This window comes from Mesorhizobium sp. M1004, from assembly GCF_040318795.1.
Classification (GTDB): Bacteria; Pseudomonadota; Alphaproteobacteria; order Rhizobiales; family Rhizobiaceae; genus Mesorhizobium.
On the sequence record NZ_JAMYNB010000002.1, the window covers coordinates 130,329 to 146,581 of the forward strand.

Annotated in this window: 15 protein-coding genes; 5 read left to right on the forward strand and 10 right to left on the reverse strand. The window is 63.6% G+C overall.

What is annotated here, in order from left to right:
- Positions 1 to 72: 72 nt before the first annotated feature.
- The 3 genes from NKH54_RS04880 to NKH54_RS04890 form a co-directional block, all read right to left on the reverse strand.
- The gene (locus tag NKH54_RS04880; RefSeq protein ID WP_353027789.1) at positions 73 to 3,543 is read right to left on the reverse strand and encodes an indolepyruvate ferredoxin oxidoreductase family protein; all 3,471 of its coding nucleotides are present in this window, start codon (positions 3,541 to 3,543) and stop codon (positions 73 to 75) included.
- Positions 3,544 to 3,764: 221 nt separating this feature from the next.
- Positions 3,765 to 4,295, reverse strand: coding sequence for a hypothetical protein (locus NKH54_RS04885; protein ID WP_353027790.1), 531 nt, complete (start codon positions 4,293 to 4,295; stop codon positions 3,765 to 3,767).
- Positions 4,288 to 4,899: a CGNR zinc finger domain-containing protein gene (locus NKH54_RS04890; protein ID WP_353027791.1), complete on the reverse strand. Its 612-nt coding sequence runs from the start codon at positions 4,897 to 4,899 to the stop codon at positions 4,288 to 4,290. The genes NKH54_RS04885 and NKH54_RS04890 overlap by 8 nt, the downstream gene beginning before the upstream one ends.
- Positions 4,900 to 4,987: 88 nt before the next feature.
- Here NKH54_RS04890 and NKH54_RS04895 point away from each other — a divergent pair, with 88 nt between their 5' ends.
- From NKH54_RS04895 to NKH54_RS04910, 4 genes are all read left to right on the forward strand, one after another.
- Positions 4,988 to 5,893: a branched-chain amino acid ABC transporter permease gene (locus NKH54_RS04895; protein ID WP_353027792.1), complete on the forward strand. Its 906-nt coding sequence runs from the start codon at positions 4,988 to 4,990 to the stop codon at positions 5,891 to 5,893.
- 197 nt (positions 5,894 to 6,090) lie between these two features.
- Entirely contained in the window at positions 6,091 to 6,696 is a 606-nt protein-coding gene (locus tag NKH54_RS04900; RefSeq protein ID WP_023671348.1) for a TRAP transporter small permease subunit, read from the forward strand.
- The gene (locus NKH54_RS04905) at positions 6,693 to 8,471 is read left to right on the forward strand and encodes a TRAP transporter large permease (RefSeq protein ID WP_023819682.1); all 1,779 of its coding nucleotides are present in this window, start codon (positions 6,693 to 6,695) and stop codon (positions 8,469 to 8,471) included. Before NKH54_RS04900 ends, NKH54_RS04905 begins: the two co-directional genes overlap by 4 nt.
- A 33-nt stretch (positions 8,472 to 8,504) precedes the next feature.
- Positions 8,505 to 9,533, forward strand: coding sequence for a zinc-dependent alcohol dehydrogenase family protein (locus NKH54_RS04910; RefSeq protein ID WP_353027793.1), 1,029 nt, complete (start codon positions 8,505 to 8,507; stop codon positions 9,531 to 9,533).
- 251 nt (positions 9,534 to 9,784) lie between these two features.
- Here the strand turns inward: NKH54_RS04910 and NKH54_RS04915 are convergent, their stop codons facing one another.
- Positions 9,785 to 10,894: a TRAP transporter substrate-binding protein gene (locus NKH54_RS04915; RefSeq protein WP_353027794.1), complete on the reverse strand. Its 1,110-nt coding sequence runs from the start codon at positions 10,892 to 10,894 to the stop codon at positions 9,785 to 9,787.
- Positions 10,895 to 11,188: 294 nt separating this feature from the next.
- Between NKH54_RS04915 and NKH54_RS04920 the strand changes: the two genes are divergently transcribed.
- On the forward strand, positions 11,189 to 11,962 hold the full coding sequence (locus NKH54_RS04920) for a gamma-glutamyl-gamma-aminobutyrate hydrolase family protein (RefSeq protein WP_027049203.1): 774 nt from the start codon (positions 11,189 to 11,191) through the stop codon (positions 11,960 to 11,962).
- A 39-nt stretch (positions 11,963 to 12,001) separates the two neighbouring features.
- On the opposite strand, the gene NKH54_RS04925 is transcribed toward NKH54_RS04920, so the two are convergent.
- The 6 genes from NKH54_RS04925 to NKH54_RS04950 all read right to left on the reverse strand — a co-directional run bounded on the left by NKH54_RS04925 (position 12,002) and on the right by NKH54_RS04950 (position 16,245).
- A complete protein-coding gene (locus NKH54_RS04925; RefSeq protein ID WP_353027795.1) occupies positions 12,002 to 12,376 on the reverse strand; it encodes an outer membrane protein in 375 nt (124 codons plus the stop codon).
- A complete protein-coding gene (locus NKH54_RS04930; protein ID WP_353027796.1) occupies positions 12,373 to 12,672 on the reverse strand; it encodes a hypothetical protein in 300 nt (99 codons plus the stop codon). The genes NKH54_RS04925 and NKH54_RS04930 overlap by 4 nt, the downstream gene beginning before the upstream one ends.
- Positions 12,673 to 12,823: 151 nt before the next feature.
- The gene (locus NKH54_RS04935; protein ID WP_353027797.1) at positions 12,824 to 13,213 is read right to left on the reverse strand and encodes a hypothetical protein; all 390 of its coding nucleotides are present in this window, start codon (positions 13,211 to 13,213) and stop codon (positions 12,824 to 12,826) included.
- 82 nt (positions 13,214 to 13,295) lie between these two features.
- Positions 13,296 to 14,276, reverse strand: a complete 981-nt coding sequence (locus NKH54_RS04940; protein ID WP_352652428.1) for a 2-hydroxyacid dehydrogenase — start codon at positions 14,274 to 14,276, stop codon at positions 13,296 to 13,298.
- Entirely contained in the window at positions 14,273 to 15,295 is a 1,023-nt protein-coding gene (locus NKH54_RS04945; protein WP_023671355.1) for a LacI family DNA-binding transcriptional regulator, read from the reverse strand. The genes NKH54_RS04940 and NKH54_RS04945 overlap by 4 nt, the downstream gene beginning before the upstream one ends.
- 65 nt (positions 15,296 to 15,360) lie before the next feature.
- Positions 15,361 to 16,245 carry a DMT family transporter gene (locus tag NKH54_RS04950; RefSeq protein ID WP_032889662.1) on the reverse strand — a complete coding sequence of 295 codons (885 nt, stop codon included), beginning with the start codon at positions 16,243 to 16,245 and terminating at the stop codon, positions 15,361 to 15,363.
- Between the last annotated feature and the right edge of the window lie 8 nt (positions 16,246 to 16,253).

Here is a 16,253-nt window from a genome sequence, read left to right on the forward strand (position 1 = left end):
ACGCCTGGCGTCAAGTCGGCTCCATCGGCGTAAACCGCGAAAATTCGTGTTCAGGTAAACAAGGCGTATCGATCACTCGGCGGCCTGAAGTTCAGGCCGCGCCGGCGTGTTGGCCAGCCGCTCGACAAGCCTTGTGCGCTCGCCCTCTGCCTTTTCGGCGCTGGCTTGCCTGACATGGCCGTAGCCGCGAATGAGCGCCGGCACCGAGACAAGGGCGATGGCGGCCTCGATCCTGCCTGGCGCAAGTGCTTTGGCGACAAGCTCCAGATCGGCCTCATAGCGGGCCAGAAGCTGCCGCTCCATGCGCCGCTCGGCGCTGTAGCCGAACACGTCGAAGGCCGTGCCGCGCAGGCTTTTCAGCGCCGCCAGCAGGCGAAAACCCTTCATCATCCACGGGCCGAAGCTCGATTTCCTCGGCTTGCCGTCATTGCTGCGCCTGCCCATGATCGGCGGCGCCAGATGAAATTCGAGCTTTTCGTAGCTCTGGAACTGTTTTGACAGCTCCATAGCGAAGGAGCCGTCAGTGTAGAGCCGCGCCACCTCATATTCGTCCTTGATCGCCATCAGCTTGAACAGATTTTTGGCGGCTGCCTCGGTCACCGCGGTCGAGCCGGGCACGGCCTTTGCCTCGGCGGCACGCAGGACCGCCAGCCGCTCGACATAGCGCCTGCCATAGGCGGCATTCTGATAGGCAGAGAGGAAAGCGACGCGGCGGGCGATGATATCGTCCAGCGTCTCGGCGATCTCAGTGGCCTTGCTCGGTTGCGCGATGAGGCCGCGCACAAACTCCGGCTGATGCGCGGCGCGCCGGCCCCAGCGGAAGGCGGCGATGTTCATCGCCACCGCCTCGCCATTCAATTCAATCGCTCTTTCAACGGCTTGCGCCGACAGCGGCAGCCCGCCATGCTGGAAGGCGAAGCCGAGCATGAACATGTTGGCGCCGAGCGAATTGCCGAACAATTGGGTGGCGGTGCGCGTGGCGTCGAAGAAATGCGTCTTGTCTTCGCCGGCGGCAGCACGGATCGCCTTCTTCAGGCGCTCGATCGGCAGCGAGAAATCGGCCGAACGGGCGAATTCGCCGGGCATGATCTCGGCGGTGTTGGCGAGGAAGATGGTATGGCCTTCGCGCACTGCGGCCAGCACCTTCTTGGCGCCCGAGACGACGAGGTCGCAGCCGAGCACCAGGTCCGCCTTGCCGGCCGAAACGCGGATCGCGTGGATGTCGTCCGGAGTGCGGGCGATGCGGACATGGGTGAACACCGAGCCGCCCTTCTGGGCGAGGCCGGCCATGTCGATCATGCCGCAGCCCTTGTCCTCAAGATGGGCGGCCATGCCGAGCACAGCACCTATGGTGACGACGCCGGTGCCGCCGACGCCGTCGATGATCGCCGCCCAACCCTCGCTACCGAGCGGGAATTCGGTCGGCACCGGCACGCCGTCAAGCGGGTCGGAGCGGCCGGCAATGCCTTCGGCCTTCCTGATCTTGGCGCCGTGCACGGTGATGAAGGACGGGCAGAAGCCGTTGACGCAGGAGAAATCCTTGTTGCAGCTCGACTGGTCTATTCTGCGCTTGCGGCCGAACTCGGTTTCGACCGGCTGGATCGAGACGCAGTTCGATTGCACCCCGCAATCGCCGCAGCCCTCGCAGACCAGTTCGTTGATGAAGACCCGCTTGTCGGGATCCGGGAAGGTGCCGCGCTTGCGGCGGCGGCGCTTTTCGGCGGCGCAGGTCTGGTCGTAGAGCAGCACCGAGACGCCCTTGACGTCGCGCAGCTCGCGCTGGACGAGGTCGAGGTCGTCGCGGTGGTGGATGGTGGCGCCGGAGGGGAATTCGGCCTTCCCCGCATATTTGTCCGGCTCGTCGGTGACGATGGCGATGCGCTCGACGCCTTCGGCGCGCACCTGCCTGGCGATCATGTCGACAGTCAGGCCGCCCTCATGCGGCTGGCCGCCGGTCATGGCGACGGCGTCGTTGTAGAGGATCTTGTAGGTGATGTTGGCATCGGTCGACAGCGCGAAGCGGATCGCCAGCGTGCCGGAGTGATTGTAGGTCCCGTCGCCGAGATTCTGGAAAATGTGGCCGCGCTTGGAGAATGGCGCCTGGCCGACCCATTGTGCGCCCTCGCCGCCCATGGCGGTGAAGCCGACCGTGTTGCGGTCCATCCACAGCGCCATGAAATGGCAGCCGATACCGGCGGCGGCGATCGAGCCGTCCGGCACCTTGGTCGAGGAATTGTGCGGGCAGCCGGAGCAGAAGAACGGCGTGCGCGAACCGATATCGCTGGTGTCGGCAAGCATCGCCTGGAACTGGCGCAGCTTTGCCACCTTGGCAGTGATCTCTTCCGAAGGGCCGATTGTGCGCAGGATGCGCTCGCCCAGCGCAATGGCGATCTCGTTGGGGTCAAGCGCGCCCTTGGCCGGGAACAGCCAGTCGCCGCGCTCGTCCTTCTTGCCGACGATCGCCGGCTGGGTGGCGGTGCCGTAGAGGTTTTCGCGCAGCTGCACCTCGATCAGCGAGCGCTTCTCCTCGACGACGACAATGGTGTCGAGGCCGCGGGCGAATTCGGCGATATGCTGCAGGTCGAGCGGCCAGGGGCAGCCGACCTTGAACAGGCGGATGCCGATGCGGTTGGCGGCGGCCTCGTCGATGCCGATGTCTTCCAGCGCCTGGCGGACATCGAGATAGCTCTTGCCGAGCGTGATGATACCGAGCTTCGGCGCGCGGCCGCCCGAATAGACGATGCGGTTCAGGCGGTTGGCATGGATGAAGGCGGACGCAGCGGCGCGCTTGTATTCATGCAGCCGCTCCTCCTGGCCGAGCATGTCGATCTCGTTGCGGATGTTGAGGCCGCCGGGCGGCATATCGAACTCCGGCACGACGATGTTCAGGCGCTCGAGCGCGGCATCGACCGAGGCCGTCGATTCGATGTTGTCCTTGACGCATTTGATAGCCGCCCAGGTGCCGGCGAAGCGCGACATGGCAAAGCCGTAGAGGCCGTAGTCGATGATCTCCTGAACTCCGGCCGGATTGAGGATCGGCACCATGGTGTCGACGAACAGGAATTCGGTGGCGTGCGCATTGGTCGATGATTCGGCCATATGGTCGTCGCCCATCAGCGCAAGCACGCCGCCATGCTTCGACGATCCCGCGAGGTTGGCGTGGCGGAAAACGTCGCCGGAGCGGTCGACGCCCGGTCCCTTGCCGTACCAGACCGAAAACACCCCGTCATGCTTGCCTTCGCCCAGCAATTCCGTCTGCTGAGAGCCCCAGCAGGCGGTGGCGGCAAGCTCCTCGTTGAGGCCGGGCTGGAAGACGATGTCGGCCTGCGCCAGCTGCTTTTTCGCCCGCCACAGCTGCATATCGAGGCCGCCGAGCGGCGAGCCGCGATAACCGGACACGAAGCCGGCCGTGTTGAGGCCGGCCCGGCGGTCGCGCTCGCGCTGCATCAAAAGCATGCGGATGACCGCCTGTGCGCCGGACAGGAAGATGCGCTCCTTGCCAAGATCGAACTTGTCGTCGAGCGCGACGTCGTGCAGCGTCATCAGGCATTTCCTCTGCGGAGACAGCACCGGGGGCGCGCAGCCAACGTAGGAGTGAGATGGCGCAGTCTTTCTCCGCTTGCAAGGCAGGTCAAACGAAATCGAAAGTGCCAGGCAAAGCGCAACGAACGATCCGCTGCCGTCGCGTATCCGGCACGAAATCGGTCCGCGGCGGTTGTCCGGCAACCAAAAATTTCCACGCAGTCGCGCCGGGCAAAGACGCGTCAGCCTTTCGAGCAATCCGGCTTCGGCTCACCCGGCAGCTTGCCGTCGGGATGGCCGGCAAGATCGGGATTGGCCGTATAGAGCTGGTCGACCACCAGCGGCCGGTCGGGAAGGATCGACTGGTCCTCGCTCGACATCAGCGTGGTGTCGATCTTCTGCAGGAACGTGCCGTCAGGACCCCTGATGCTGATCGAAATCGCATAGGGCTTGTCCTTGACGATACAGGTCAGCGCCGGGCTTTCCAGGCTGACCTTGGCGAGCTTCGGCCAGACCTTCTGCTCGATCACCAGGGGAGGACCGCCGGCAGGATTCTGGAAGCTGGCGACCGCCACCTGGCCTTCGCCCATCGGCTGCAGGGGCCGCAGCGTCACGACATAGGTCGCCCGGGCAAGGCGGTAGTTGAAGACGACGACCTTGCCGGAAACCTCGAACAGCTTGCCGTCGCCGCCGGTGTCGCGGCAGGCGCCAAGCGCAACGGCTGCAATGAGCGCTGCACCGACAAGGATCGAACGAAAAACAGCCCTAGGCATTGTTGACCCCATGGGCCACCGTGCGGCGGCGGCGATAGTGACGGCTTGCTTTCTGGCGGTTGCCGCACACAGCCATATCGCACCAAAGGCGGCTGGAATTGCGGCTCCTGTCGAGAAACAGCCAGCTGCAATTGGGACAGATCCTGAGCCTGGCGACCGCGTCGTCGCGCAGCAGCGACAAGGCCGAAACCGCCAGCGCCGCCTCGAACGCGATCGGCGTCGCCGGATCGCCGAACGGTCTGCCCGGGGCGCCGATTTCGGCCGGGCTCCGATCGAGGCCGTTGGCGCAGGCCTTGAGAAAAGCGGAGAGGTCGCCGGCGGCAAGCGCACCTTTCGACACCGCGCCGCGAAACAGGCAGTCGGTCGTCTCGCGGATCGCCAGCACCACCGGAGCGATGCTGTCCGGCGAGGTCGCCTCCAACGGTCTGCCGCCAAGCTCGGCACCGCGAAAGCCGGTTGCGGCGTTGGCGAAGCGCGCGATCTCGGCCGGATCGGCAAAACGGTCGAAAGTCTTTTCCGGATCGTTGCGCAACACCACGGTGTTGGCCGTATCGAGCGCAAGAATGCCGCCGGTGAAGCGATGCGGGGTCCAGGATACCGTCATGCCGGAAATCTAACCGATAAATCGCGTTTGACAAGTTAGATTTACGATGCAAACCTTGGCGCGGGCTCCGGCGCCCGGAAAGCTGTCTATGCTCTATTTCTTCCAACAGGTGCTGAACGGGCTGCATTCCGGCGCGCTCTATGCGCTGCTTGCCTTCGGCTACGTGCTGACCAATGGCATCCTGCACCGGACCAATCTCGCCTATGGCGCGCTGTTCGCCTTTTGCGGCCAGACGATGATCCTGACCGTGGCCTTCGGCTATCAGGTATTGTGGCTGACCTTGCTGGCGGCAGTGGTGCTCGGCGTCGTCACGGCTTTCCTTTATGCCGCGCTGATCGGCCACGTGCTGTCGCGCAGCGTCTTCGAACCGCTGGCCGACCGCACGCCCAATGCCATTGTGGTGACGACGCTCGGCATCCTGCTGGTGCTGTCGGAAGCAAGCCGTATCGCCGCCGACACGCATGATTGGTGGCTGCCGCCGATGCTGGCGCAGCCCATCGTTTTTGCTCAGGATGCCGGCTTCCAGGCGACGCTGACGCTGGTCCAGCTCATCGATTGCGCGGTGGTTCTGGCGGCAATCATGCTCGCTGCATGGGCGTTTGCCCGCTCGGGCTTCGGCCGCCGCTGGCGCGCCGTCTCCGACGATCCCAAAGCGGCTGCCATGTGCGGCGTGGACGTGCGCGCAGTGTTCCGGCATGCGGTGCTGTTCGGCGGTTTCTGCGCCGCGCTGGCCGGAATCATGGCCGCCCTTTACTACGGCAATGTCAGCTTCGGCTCCGGCCTCGTCTACGGGCTGAAAATCCTGTTCGTGACGGCGGTGGGCGGCTATCTCTCTCCGCCTCGGGCCGCGCTCGGTGCGGCCGCCTTCGGCATGGCGGAGTCGCTATGGGCCGGCTATTTCCCGATCGAATGGCGCGATGGCTGGATGTATCTGTTCCTGGTCGCGGCACTTGTGCTGATCGGTCCCGGCCGCGACCAGCAGAAGATCGCCTGATCGCCGCATCCGCTGTCAGACTTTGGTTGCATGACGCAGCAGCCGGTCGGCACTTATCCCCTGCCTCCCGTCACGACGGCGTTGATCGCGCCCATGCCATGTTGACCCGCCGAACCACGCACGGCATACCGTTGGGCCACAGCGGCGCGACGGAAAATAGGGGAGCCGGCGCGCCTTCGACCTCAGGGAGGAAATGCATGGCAGGGCTGCTCGCTCTATCCAGAACGATCGACCGTATGAACGAGTTCATCGGCCGGTGGATATCGTGGCTGATCCTGCTGGCAATCCTGGTCAGCGCCGCCAATGCCATCATCCGCAAGGTCTTCGACGTCTCGTCGAATGCCTGGCTGGAACTGCAGTGGTACCTGTTCGGCGCCGCCTTCATGCTGGCCGCCGCCTACACGCTGAAACAGAACGACCATATCCGCATCGACATCGTCTACGGCATGTGGTCGCGCCGCGTGCAGCACTGGATCGACCTGCTCGGCCATGTCTTCTTCCTGATGCCGTTCGTGACGCTGATGGTGATCTATTTTATACCCTACGTGTCGCTGTCGTTCCGCAGCGGCGAAATGTCGAACAATTCCGGCGGCCTGATCATCTGGCCGGCCAAGGCGATCCTGCTCGTCGGCTTCTTTCTGCTGGCGCTGCAGGGCATCTCCGAGATCATCAAGAAGATCGCCATCATGCGCGGCGACATGGACGATCCCAATCCGTTCATCTCGGTGCACGAACAGGCCGAGCTCGAGGCGAAAGCCCTTGCCGAAGAAGCCAAGGCGCTCGCCCAGGAGGCGCGCCCATGATCGAGTTCATCGCCCAGAACATGGCGCCGATCATGTTCGCCTCGCTGATCATCTTCCTGCTGATTGGCTATCCCGTCGCTTTCTCGCTCGCCGCAAACGGCCTGATGTTCTTCTTCATCGGCGTTGTGCTGTCGCCCTATTCGGGCGGCTCGATCAACCTGGCGTGGCCGCTGCTGCATGCGCTGCCCGACAATTTCTACGGCAGCCGGGTGATGTCGAACGACACGCTCTTGGCGATCCCGTTCTTCACCTTCATGGGCATCGTGCTCGAACGATCCGGCATGGCCGAGGACCTGCTCGACACGATCGGCCAGCTGTTCGGCCCGGTTCGCGGCGGCCTTGCCTATGCGGTGATCTTCGTCGGTGCGCTGCTGGCAGCAACCACCGGCGTCGTGGCGGCGTCGGTCATCGCCATGGGACTTATCTCGCTGCCGATCATGCTGCGCTACGGCTATGACCGCCGGCTGGCATCGGGCGTCATCGCGGCATCCGGCACGCTGGCGCAGATCATCCCGCCGTCGCTGGTGCTGATCGTTCTGGCCGACCAGCTCGGCCGTTCGGTCGGCGACATGTATGCCGGCGCGCTGATCCCCGGCCTGGTGCTGACCGGCCTTTACACGCTCTACATCCTGATCATGTCGATCGTCCGGCCGAACTCGATGCCGGCGTTGCCGCTGGCGGCCCGCACGCTTGGCCACGGCGTGCTGTCGCTGCTCGCGGCACTGCTGGTGGCAGTCGCGGCTTCCTATGCGGCCTATCGCTACCTTGCGCCGGCGCATGGCGACAATGCCGATATCCTTGGCGCCAGCATCGGGGTGATCCTGATCTATATCGTGGCGATCGCCGACAAGGGCCTGAACATCAACATGATGTCCAGGTTGGCGCAGCAGGTGATCATCGTTTTGATCCCGCCTCTGGCGCTGATCTTCCTGGTGCTGGGCACCATCTTCCTCGGCATCGCCACCCCGACGGAGGGCGGCGCCATGGGCGCGGTTGGCGCCCTGGCGATGGCGGCAATGAAGGGGCGGTTGTCGCTGGATGTCATCAAACAGGCGCTCGCGTCGACCACCAGGCTTTCCTCCTTCGTGCTGTTCATCCTGATCGGCGCGCGGGTGTTCTCGCTGACCTTCTACGGCGTCAACGGCCACGTCTGGGTCGAGCATTTGTTGACGTCGCTGCCGGGCGGCGAAGTCGGCTTCCTGATCGGCGTCAACATCCTGGTCTTCGTGCTCGCCTTCTTCCTCGACTTCTTCGAGCTCGCCTTCATCATCGTACCGCTCTTGGCGCCGGCTGCCGATAAGCTCGGCATCGACCTGATCTGGTTCGGCGTGCTGCTAGGCGTCAACATGCAGACAAGCTTCATGCACCCGCCTTTCGGCTTTGCGCTGTTCTACCTGCGCTCTGTCGCCGCGCGCGTGCCCTATCTCGATCGCCTCACCGGCAAGCAGATCGCGCCGGTGACCACCGGCCAGATCTATTGGGGCGCCGTGCCCTTCGTCTGCATCCAGGTGATCATGATCGGGCTGACCATCGCCTTCCCGCAAATGGTCATGCGCTACAAGGGTGCGGCCGTCGATCCGGGAACGATCGAGATCAACTTGCCTGATATGCCAAGCCTTGCGCCTCTCGGCACACCACCACCAGCCAACGGTGGCCCATCACCCGCGGCGCCACCGTCGAACGATCTCTCGCAGCCGCCGAATTTCGGCGAGACGCCGCCCGCCAAGCCGGCGGCGCCGGCGACCGACCTGTCGCAGCCGCCGAACTTCAACTGATGTGTGAACACTGAGAACCTGAGTGAGGATGTCATGAGAGCCGTGCGCCTGGAAGCCGTGGGCAGCATTGCGCTACGGGAGGTCGACAAGCCTGTTGCGGGACCGCAGGACGTTCTGGTGCGCGTCGAAGCCTGCGGCGTTTGCGGCACCGACCGTCACCTCCTCCACGGCGAATTCCCTTCGAGCCCGCCGGTGACGCTTGGTCACGAATTCTGCGGCATCGTCGAGGCTGTCGGCGATGCGGTTTCCGGCATCGCCATCGGTGACCGTGTTACCGGCGATCCCAACATCTTCTGCGGACGCTGCAGTCATTGTCGGGCCGGCCGGGTCAATTTGTGCAGCAATCTCAGGGCCATCGGCATCCATCGCGACGGCGGCTTCGCCGACTACGTCGTGATGCCGCAGAGCCAGGCCTTTCTTCTGCCTGCGAACCTCGAGCCAACGCATGGCGCCTTCTGCGAGCCGCTGGCCTGCTGCCTGCACGCTGTCGACCTCGCCGGAATCAGACCCGGCGCTGCCGTGGTGGTGCTTGGTGGCGGCGTCATCGGCCTGCTTACCGTGCAATTGGCGAGGCTCGCAGGAGCGGCGACCATCATCCTGTCGACGCGGCAGGCCTCCCGCCGTGCGCTCGCCGAAGAGCTCGGTGCAACGGCGACGGTCGACCCAAACGCGGTCGACCCGATCGAGGCGATCGCCGGCCCAACCGGCCTTGTGCCCGGCGGGGCCGACGTGGTGCTCGAATGCGCCGGTGTCCCCGATACCGTCGAACAATCGATGCGGCTGGCGAAGTCCGGCGGCACGGTGGTGATCGTCGGCGTGATGCCGCAAGGCGTGAAAGTGACCTTCGAACCGTTCGACATCCTGTTTCGCGAGCTGAAGGTTCTCGGCTCGTTCATCAATCCCTTCACCCACAGGCGGGCGACGGACCTTGTCGCGTCCGGCGCAATCGAGATCGACAAGCTCATCTCAAGGCAGGTCGGCCTGGAGGAAGCCGCCTCGGTGATCGCCAATCCGGCAGCGCCCGGCGAGGTCAAGGTGTTGGTGGTGCCGGGCAGGGATTGAAGGGCAGCCTCAATCCTGCGGCGTTGGCGATTGGCGAAACGGCGATGACCGCGCCCCTCTCCCCGTCACTATACGGGGAGAGGATGCCGGCAGGCAGGTAAGGGGCAGCGTCAACGCTTGGATGGATAAGGTATAATTTCGGGCTCAAGGCGCCTACCAGGCCCAAGGCGATCGCCGAAGTTTGCGCCGCCCCTCATCCCCCTGCCGGGACCTTCTCCCCGTATAGTGACGGGGAGAAGGGGCTAATGTTCCTACAGCTTGCCGTTGCGCTGCTGGACCATCATGAAGGTATCGTAATTGTACTCGGCCACCTGGGCCCACAGATAGTGCTCCTTGCGGAAGCCCTTGATCGAGTCCCAGATCTTCTTGAACGGCGCGTTGGTGGCTTCCATTTCGGTGTAGACCTCATTGGCCTTCTCGAAACAGGCGGCCATGATGTCCTGGCTGAACGGGCGCAATTTCGCGCCGCCGGCCACCAGCCGCTTCACTGCTGCAGGATTGAGATAGTCGTATTTCTGCAGCATGTTGGCGTCTGCCGCGTGCGCGGCCGTTTGCACCAGCGACTTGTAGGCCGGCGAAAGCTCTTCGTACTTCGCCTTGTTGAACAGGAGATGTACGGTCGGACCGCCTTCCCACCAGCCGGGATAGTAGTAGTAGGGCGCGACCTTGTAGAAGCCGAGCTTCTCGTCATCATAGGGGCCGACCCATTCGGCGGCGTCGATGGTGCCCTTTTCCAGTGCCGGATAGATGTCGCCACCGGCGATCTGCTGCGGCACGACACCGAGCTTCGAGACCACTTTGCCGGCAAAGCCGCCTATGCGCATCTTGAGGCCGGAGAGGTCGGCGACCGTGTTGATCTCCTTGCGGAACCAGCCGCCCATCTGCACGCCGGTGTTGCCGCCGGGCAGGCCGAACAGGCCTTGCGTGGCGAGAAACTCGTTGAACAGGTCGATGCCGCCGCCATGATAGTGCCAGGCATTCATGCCGCGCGCGTTGAGCGAGAACGGCACCGCCGCACCGAGCGCCCATGTCGGGTCCTTGCCCCAATAATAGTATGACACCGTGTGGCAGGCCTCGACGGTGCCGGCCGTGGTGGCGTCGGCGGCCTGCAGGCCGGGTACGAGTTCGCCGGAGGCGAAGACCTGGACCTGGAAATTGCCGTCCGTCGCCTCAGACAGCATCTTGGAGAAGACTTCGGCGCCGCCATAGATCGTATCGAGTGACTTGGGGAAAGATGACGCCAGCCGCCACGTCACTTTCGGATTGGACTGGGCGATTGCCGGTGCGGCTAGCGTCGCGGCAGCCGCCGCTGCGCCCACGCCGGTGACCCCGGCCTTGCGGATGAATGAACGACGATCCATGCAGAACCTCCCTTTTGGACCAACAAACCGACATCAGGGACATCTCCTCGCGCCCGGTATCGATTTGCCGAAACAATACACGGGCAAGGGGTCGAGTCCAGCATGGCAGCGGGATTTGACGGCGGCGCTGGCGACAAATCCGCGGGCCGGCCAGCCAGCCTGCAACTATAGTCTAACGTTCGCCGCGTGGCCCATGCGAGATGGCGAAACTTGCCATGGAAAAGCGCCTTCGGATCGCCTATTTTGCAGGCACAATAGATAATTCGCTTCGCTCCAAATGGAATCCGGACCCAAATGCACCAGCCGCTCGTCGCCATATCCACCGACGTCCGTCAGTTTGACAACTACACTTGGCATGCCGTCCCGCAGCAATATATCGAGGCAGCACTTTCCGGCGCCGGCGTGTTCCCGCTTTTGGTGCCGTCCTTCGGCGACCGGCTCGATTTCGACGAGCTGTTGTCCTCGGTCGATGGTGTCATGGTCACCGGCTCAAAGTCCAACGTGCATCCCTCGCTCTATGGCGGCGACGCCAGCGAGGCCAACGGCCCCTACGACCCGGCGCGCGATTCCACCACGCTGCCGTTGATCTGCAAGGCGATCGAGCGCGGCGTGCCGCTGCTTGCCATCTGCCGCGGCATCCAGGAGTTGAACGTGGCGCTAGGCGGCACGCTTGGCACCGAGATCCAGGAGCGCGAAGGTTCGCTGGACCATCGCGCGCCGGTGAGCGACAATCAGGACGAACGTTTCGCCATTCACCAGACCATTTCGATCAAGCCGGGCAGTTGCCTGGCCGGTGTATTCGGCGCCAGCGACATCAAGGTCAACTCGCTGCACCGCCAAGGCATCGACCGCCTCGGCTCGAAGCTGCAGGTCGAGGCCGTTGCCGGCGACGGCACGGTCGAGGCCATTTCGGTGAAGGACGCCCGCGCCTTCGCCGTCGGCGTGCAATGGCACCCCGAATACTGGGTCAAGTCGGACAGCAACTCGGCCAAGATCTTTCGCGCTTTCGGCGATGCGGTGCGCCTGCATGCGGCGGCGAAAGCCGGCGCGCGGGCGGCGGCCGAGTAGACATCGGCCACCGGCGCTTTCACTCGCCATCAAGCGATATCAGAACTTGTAGCTGAAGCCCACGCGGACAGTTTGAGTCGTCACCTCGGTCGGGTAAAGCCAAGAACTGTCGGTCGCCGGGTTGTCGGTGAACTTGCCGAAATCGCTGTAGCGATATTCGACACGGGTCGTCCAGTTTTGCGTGAAGGCATATTCCACGCCCCCACCCAGTGTCCAACCTGCTTTTGTATGAGACGAACTGTCTGTCGTTATGCCTTCATCGTAGTGGGTATCGAAATGAGCTATCGCAAGACCGCCCGTTGCATAGAACAGGGCTGGTCCCGTTGCGTAGCCAAGGCGTGCGCGAAGCGAGCCCTGGACATCGATCTTGGTTTTGATGGTGCCGGCAAAGTCTGAATCCACGGAGCCGCTCATTCCCGAGCCTCGATATCGGCCTCGGCACCGAGAACGATCGAATTGAAGGCCTTGTTGTAGCCGAGGTGAATACCGCCGAGCGCTCGGTCAGAGTTCCATGAATCAGCCCAGTCGGAACTGCCGCTACCGATGTTCTGATCGTGGCCTTTGACATCACCCCAGCCGTAGCCAAGCTGCGCGCCCACGTAAAAGCCGCTCCATTCGTAAGCTACTGGAGCCGCGGTAATCGAATCCGCAGCAAAAGCGCAACCCGAAAAGGCCGCAATAATGGTTGACGCAAGAAGGATCGATTTCACGTAGCACCCCCGGATAGAACAGGGGGAAGCCTATCCCGCTTCGGTTGCAATGCAAGGATGTCGGGTCACTTTGAGGCTCCCTCGAAGCACTTTTCCCATCCGCCGTTGCAGAAAGCCCACGGTTTTTGCTCGACAAGCGATCTCCGGCAGATCAATCTTCGGTTGTCGCCAGCGACAGCAGCGGCGTGGCCGGAGCGTAGGATTCGTAGCCGTCGCCATCCGCAACCGAGAAGGTGACGATCGGGTCGGTGCCGTCGGCGCTGAACGCGATCGTGCCGTCCTCGCCCTCTCGCCAGAATTTTGCCCGCTCGATGCCGGGCAGCAGCCCGCGGCAATTCGGCGCCACGGTCAACAGCGACAGGCCATCGTCAATCGCGGCGCCGCGGCTAACCGCGCAGTCGCCTTCGTCGCCATTGGCGACCAGCCTGAAGGTGGTTGCCGGCCTTGCTTCATTGGCCGAACTTTCACTGCTGCCGCCGTGAAACAGCTGAAAGCCGGCGAAAAGTGCCGCTGCCGCAATCGATGCCGGAAGTTTCGTCATCTTGCACTCCGCGCCCCCCGGCGCAGATGCAGAATGATTCCAAAGCGTCAAGTCAACGTTAACGAGTGTGGCAGAGAGCCGCTCAGCTTCGTGGCTTGACTTGCGCCGTCTCAGGCACCGGGGTCAGTGGCCGGCGCTCGCTGAACCAGGATACCAGATTGTCGACGCACAGATCCGCCATGGCGCGGCGCGTATGGTGCGAGGCCGAGCCGACATGGGGCAAAAGCGAGGTTGGCGCCTCCAGCAAAGCCTTGGGCACATTCGGTTCATCGGCGAAAACATCGAGCCCGGCCGCGGCGATGGTGCCGTTGGCAAGCGCTGCGGCGAGGTCTGCCTCGTCGACCGTGCTGCCACGGCCGATGTTGACGAAAACGCCGTTGGCGCCAAGCGCCGCCAGGATTTCGGCATTGACCGCCTTCTCCGTGGAAGCGCCGCCCGGCACTACGGAAATCAGCGTATCGACCGCTTCGGCAAGGCCCTTCAGCGTCGGGTGGTATTCATAAGCCAGACCTTCGACCTTGCGCCTGTTGTGGTAGGCCACCGGCAGCCCGAACGCTTCCAGCCGGCGCGCAATGGCAAGGCCGATGCGGCCCATGCCGAAAATGCCGACATGCCGACCGCGCAAGGTCAGCCGGCTCAGGGGATAGTTGCCCTTCTTCACCCAACTGCCGTCGCGCAGCCATTTCTCGGCCTTGTAAAGTTCACGCACGGTGTTGAGCAAAAGGCCGATCGTGGTGTCGGCGACCTCCTCGGTCAAAACATCGGGGGTGTTGGTGACCATGATGTTTTTCTTGGCCGCATGGCCGGCATCGACCGAATCATAGCCGACGCCGAAGGAGGCGATGAGTTCGAGGTTGGGCAATGCATCCATCAATGCCGCATTGACGCCGGCGAAGGACGCAATGGCGCGCACGTCATGGCGCATCTCCTCGGTGACCAGGGCGGGATCGGCGCGCTCTATCTTGACCCGCTTGAAGGTGCGGTCGATGCGCTCGACCGCATGGTCGTTGAAATGTCCTGGCACCAGAACGGCGACGGTCTGCAACGCATCAGTCTTGGTCATGCACGCTCCACCGGCTTGCCGGTCGACTGGCGCACATGCAGTTCCGGCTTGATCAGTTCCTGTGACGGCCGTACCGCCTGTCCGTTCAGCTTGTCGAGCAGCGCGCTGGCGGCACGGCGGCCGACCTCTCGCTGGCCATTCCAGACTGTGGTGAGCGCCGGTGTCGCGATTGCCGCCTCCTCGAGATCGTCATAGCCGGTGACCGAGATGTCGGCGCCCGGCACCAGGCCGGCGCGGGCAATGCCGTTCATCAGGCCGATGGCGACCAGATCATTCCAGCAGCAAGCGGCGGTTGGCTTGTCTTTAAGCGCCAAAAACTGTCCAGCCGCCTCGAATCCGCCCTGCTTGGTGCGCGGCCCGGCGATGCGCCAGGACGGCCTGACCTCAAGCCCGGCGGCCTCCATGGCGTTGAGATAGCCCTGGTAGCGGTCGCGCCCTGTCGAGGTCTGGTCGGTGCCGCCGATCATGGCGATGCGCTTGTGCCCGAGCGAGATCAGATGATTGGTGGCAAGTGCCGTGCCATAGGCATCGTCACCACGAAACACCGGCACGTCGGCGCCTTCCACGCTGCGTGCGATCAGCACCGCAGGCAGGCCGTTTTCCTCGGCCATGACGATGTCGGAGGCCGGCGTGCCGATGGCCGGGGACATGATGACGCCGTCGGCGCCGAGCTGCAGCAGCGTATCGATGAAGGTGCGTTGCTTTTCCAGCTGGTCGTAGTGATTGGACAGGATGAAGGTCTGCCGGCTGCGATCGAGTTCGCTTTCGATGGAGCGCAGGATCTCGGCGAAGAACGGGTTCATGATGTCGTGCACGACGACGCCGACAATCCCCGAGCGCGAGGTGCGCAGTGAGGCGGCGCGGCGGTTGTAGATATAACCGATGGCCCGCGCATGCTCCTTGATGCGGTCACGCGTGGCGCCTGCGACCAGTGGACTGTCGCGCAAGGCGAGGGAGACCGTGGCCGTGGAGACGCCAAGCGCATCCGCGATCGTCGAAAGCTTGATCTTTTGTGCCAGCCCTTCGCTCCCCGAGTTTTTTAAATTTTTTAAATGCGGCGTTATGCCATCGGATTCGGAGCAAATCAAAGTTTTTTCGCCAGCGCCTCCGCCTCGACATCGACGGTCGTGCGATTGCGCAGCCGCAAACGGTGCTCGCGATGGATGATGTAGAGGCCGCTGGCGACGATGATGGCAGCACCCACCAGCGTCCAGCGGTCGGGGAACTGATGGAAGATGATCCAGCCGGACAGGATCATCCAGACCATCTGCGAATACGGGTAAGGCGCCAGCGCCGTGGTGGTCGCCAGTCGGTAGGCCTGAACCAGCAGCCAGTGGCCGCCGGCGCCGAACACACCCAGCATCACAAGGATAAACCAGTGCCAGCCATCCTGCGGCAGCCCATGCGAGAACGGCAGCATCGGCAGAAGCAGCACGGCCGGCGCCAGCGCTGAAAACAGGATCAGGCTCTCCGAGCTTTCGCTGGCCGACATGCGCCGCGTCATGATGACGTAAAAACTGTTCGACAGCATCGAGCCGAGCGCAAAGAGGTGGCCGACGCCGAACACGCCGACGCCAGGCCTTGTGATCACCAGCACGCCGACAAAGCCCGACAGGATCGCCAGCCAGCGCCGCCAGCCGGCCCATTCACCAAGCAGCGGTCCGGCAAGGGCGGTGATCACCATCGGGCCGAAGAAGTAGATCGAGGTGGTCTCGGCCAATTGCAGTGTCTTGAGCGCCATGACGTTGCACATGGTCGAGCCGAACAGCAGTCCGCCGCGCAGGATGTGGGCCGACAGATTGTTGGCGCGGAAGCGCGACGGCTCGCGCCAGCCGCGCAGAAAAACGCCGACAAGCAGGACATGGACGGTGAAGCGGGCCCAGGCGACGATCAGCGCCGAGACGCCGGCCAGCACCAGATATTTGCTCGAGGTGTCGAGAAAGGTGAAAAAGACATAGGTGGACAGCATGAACAGCA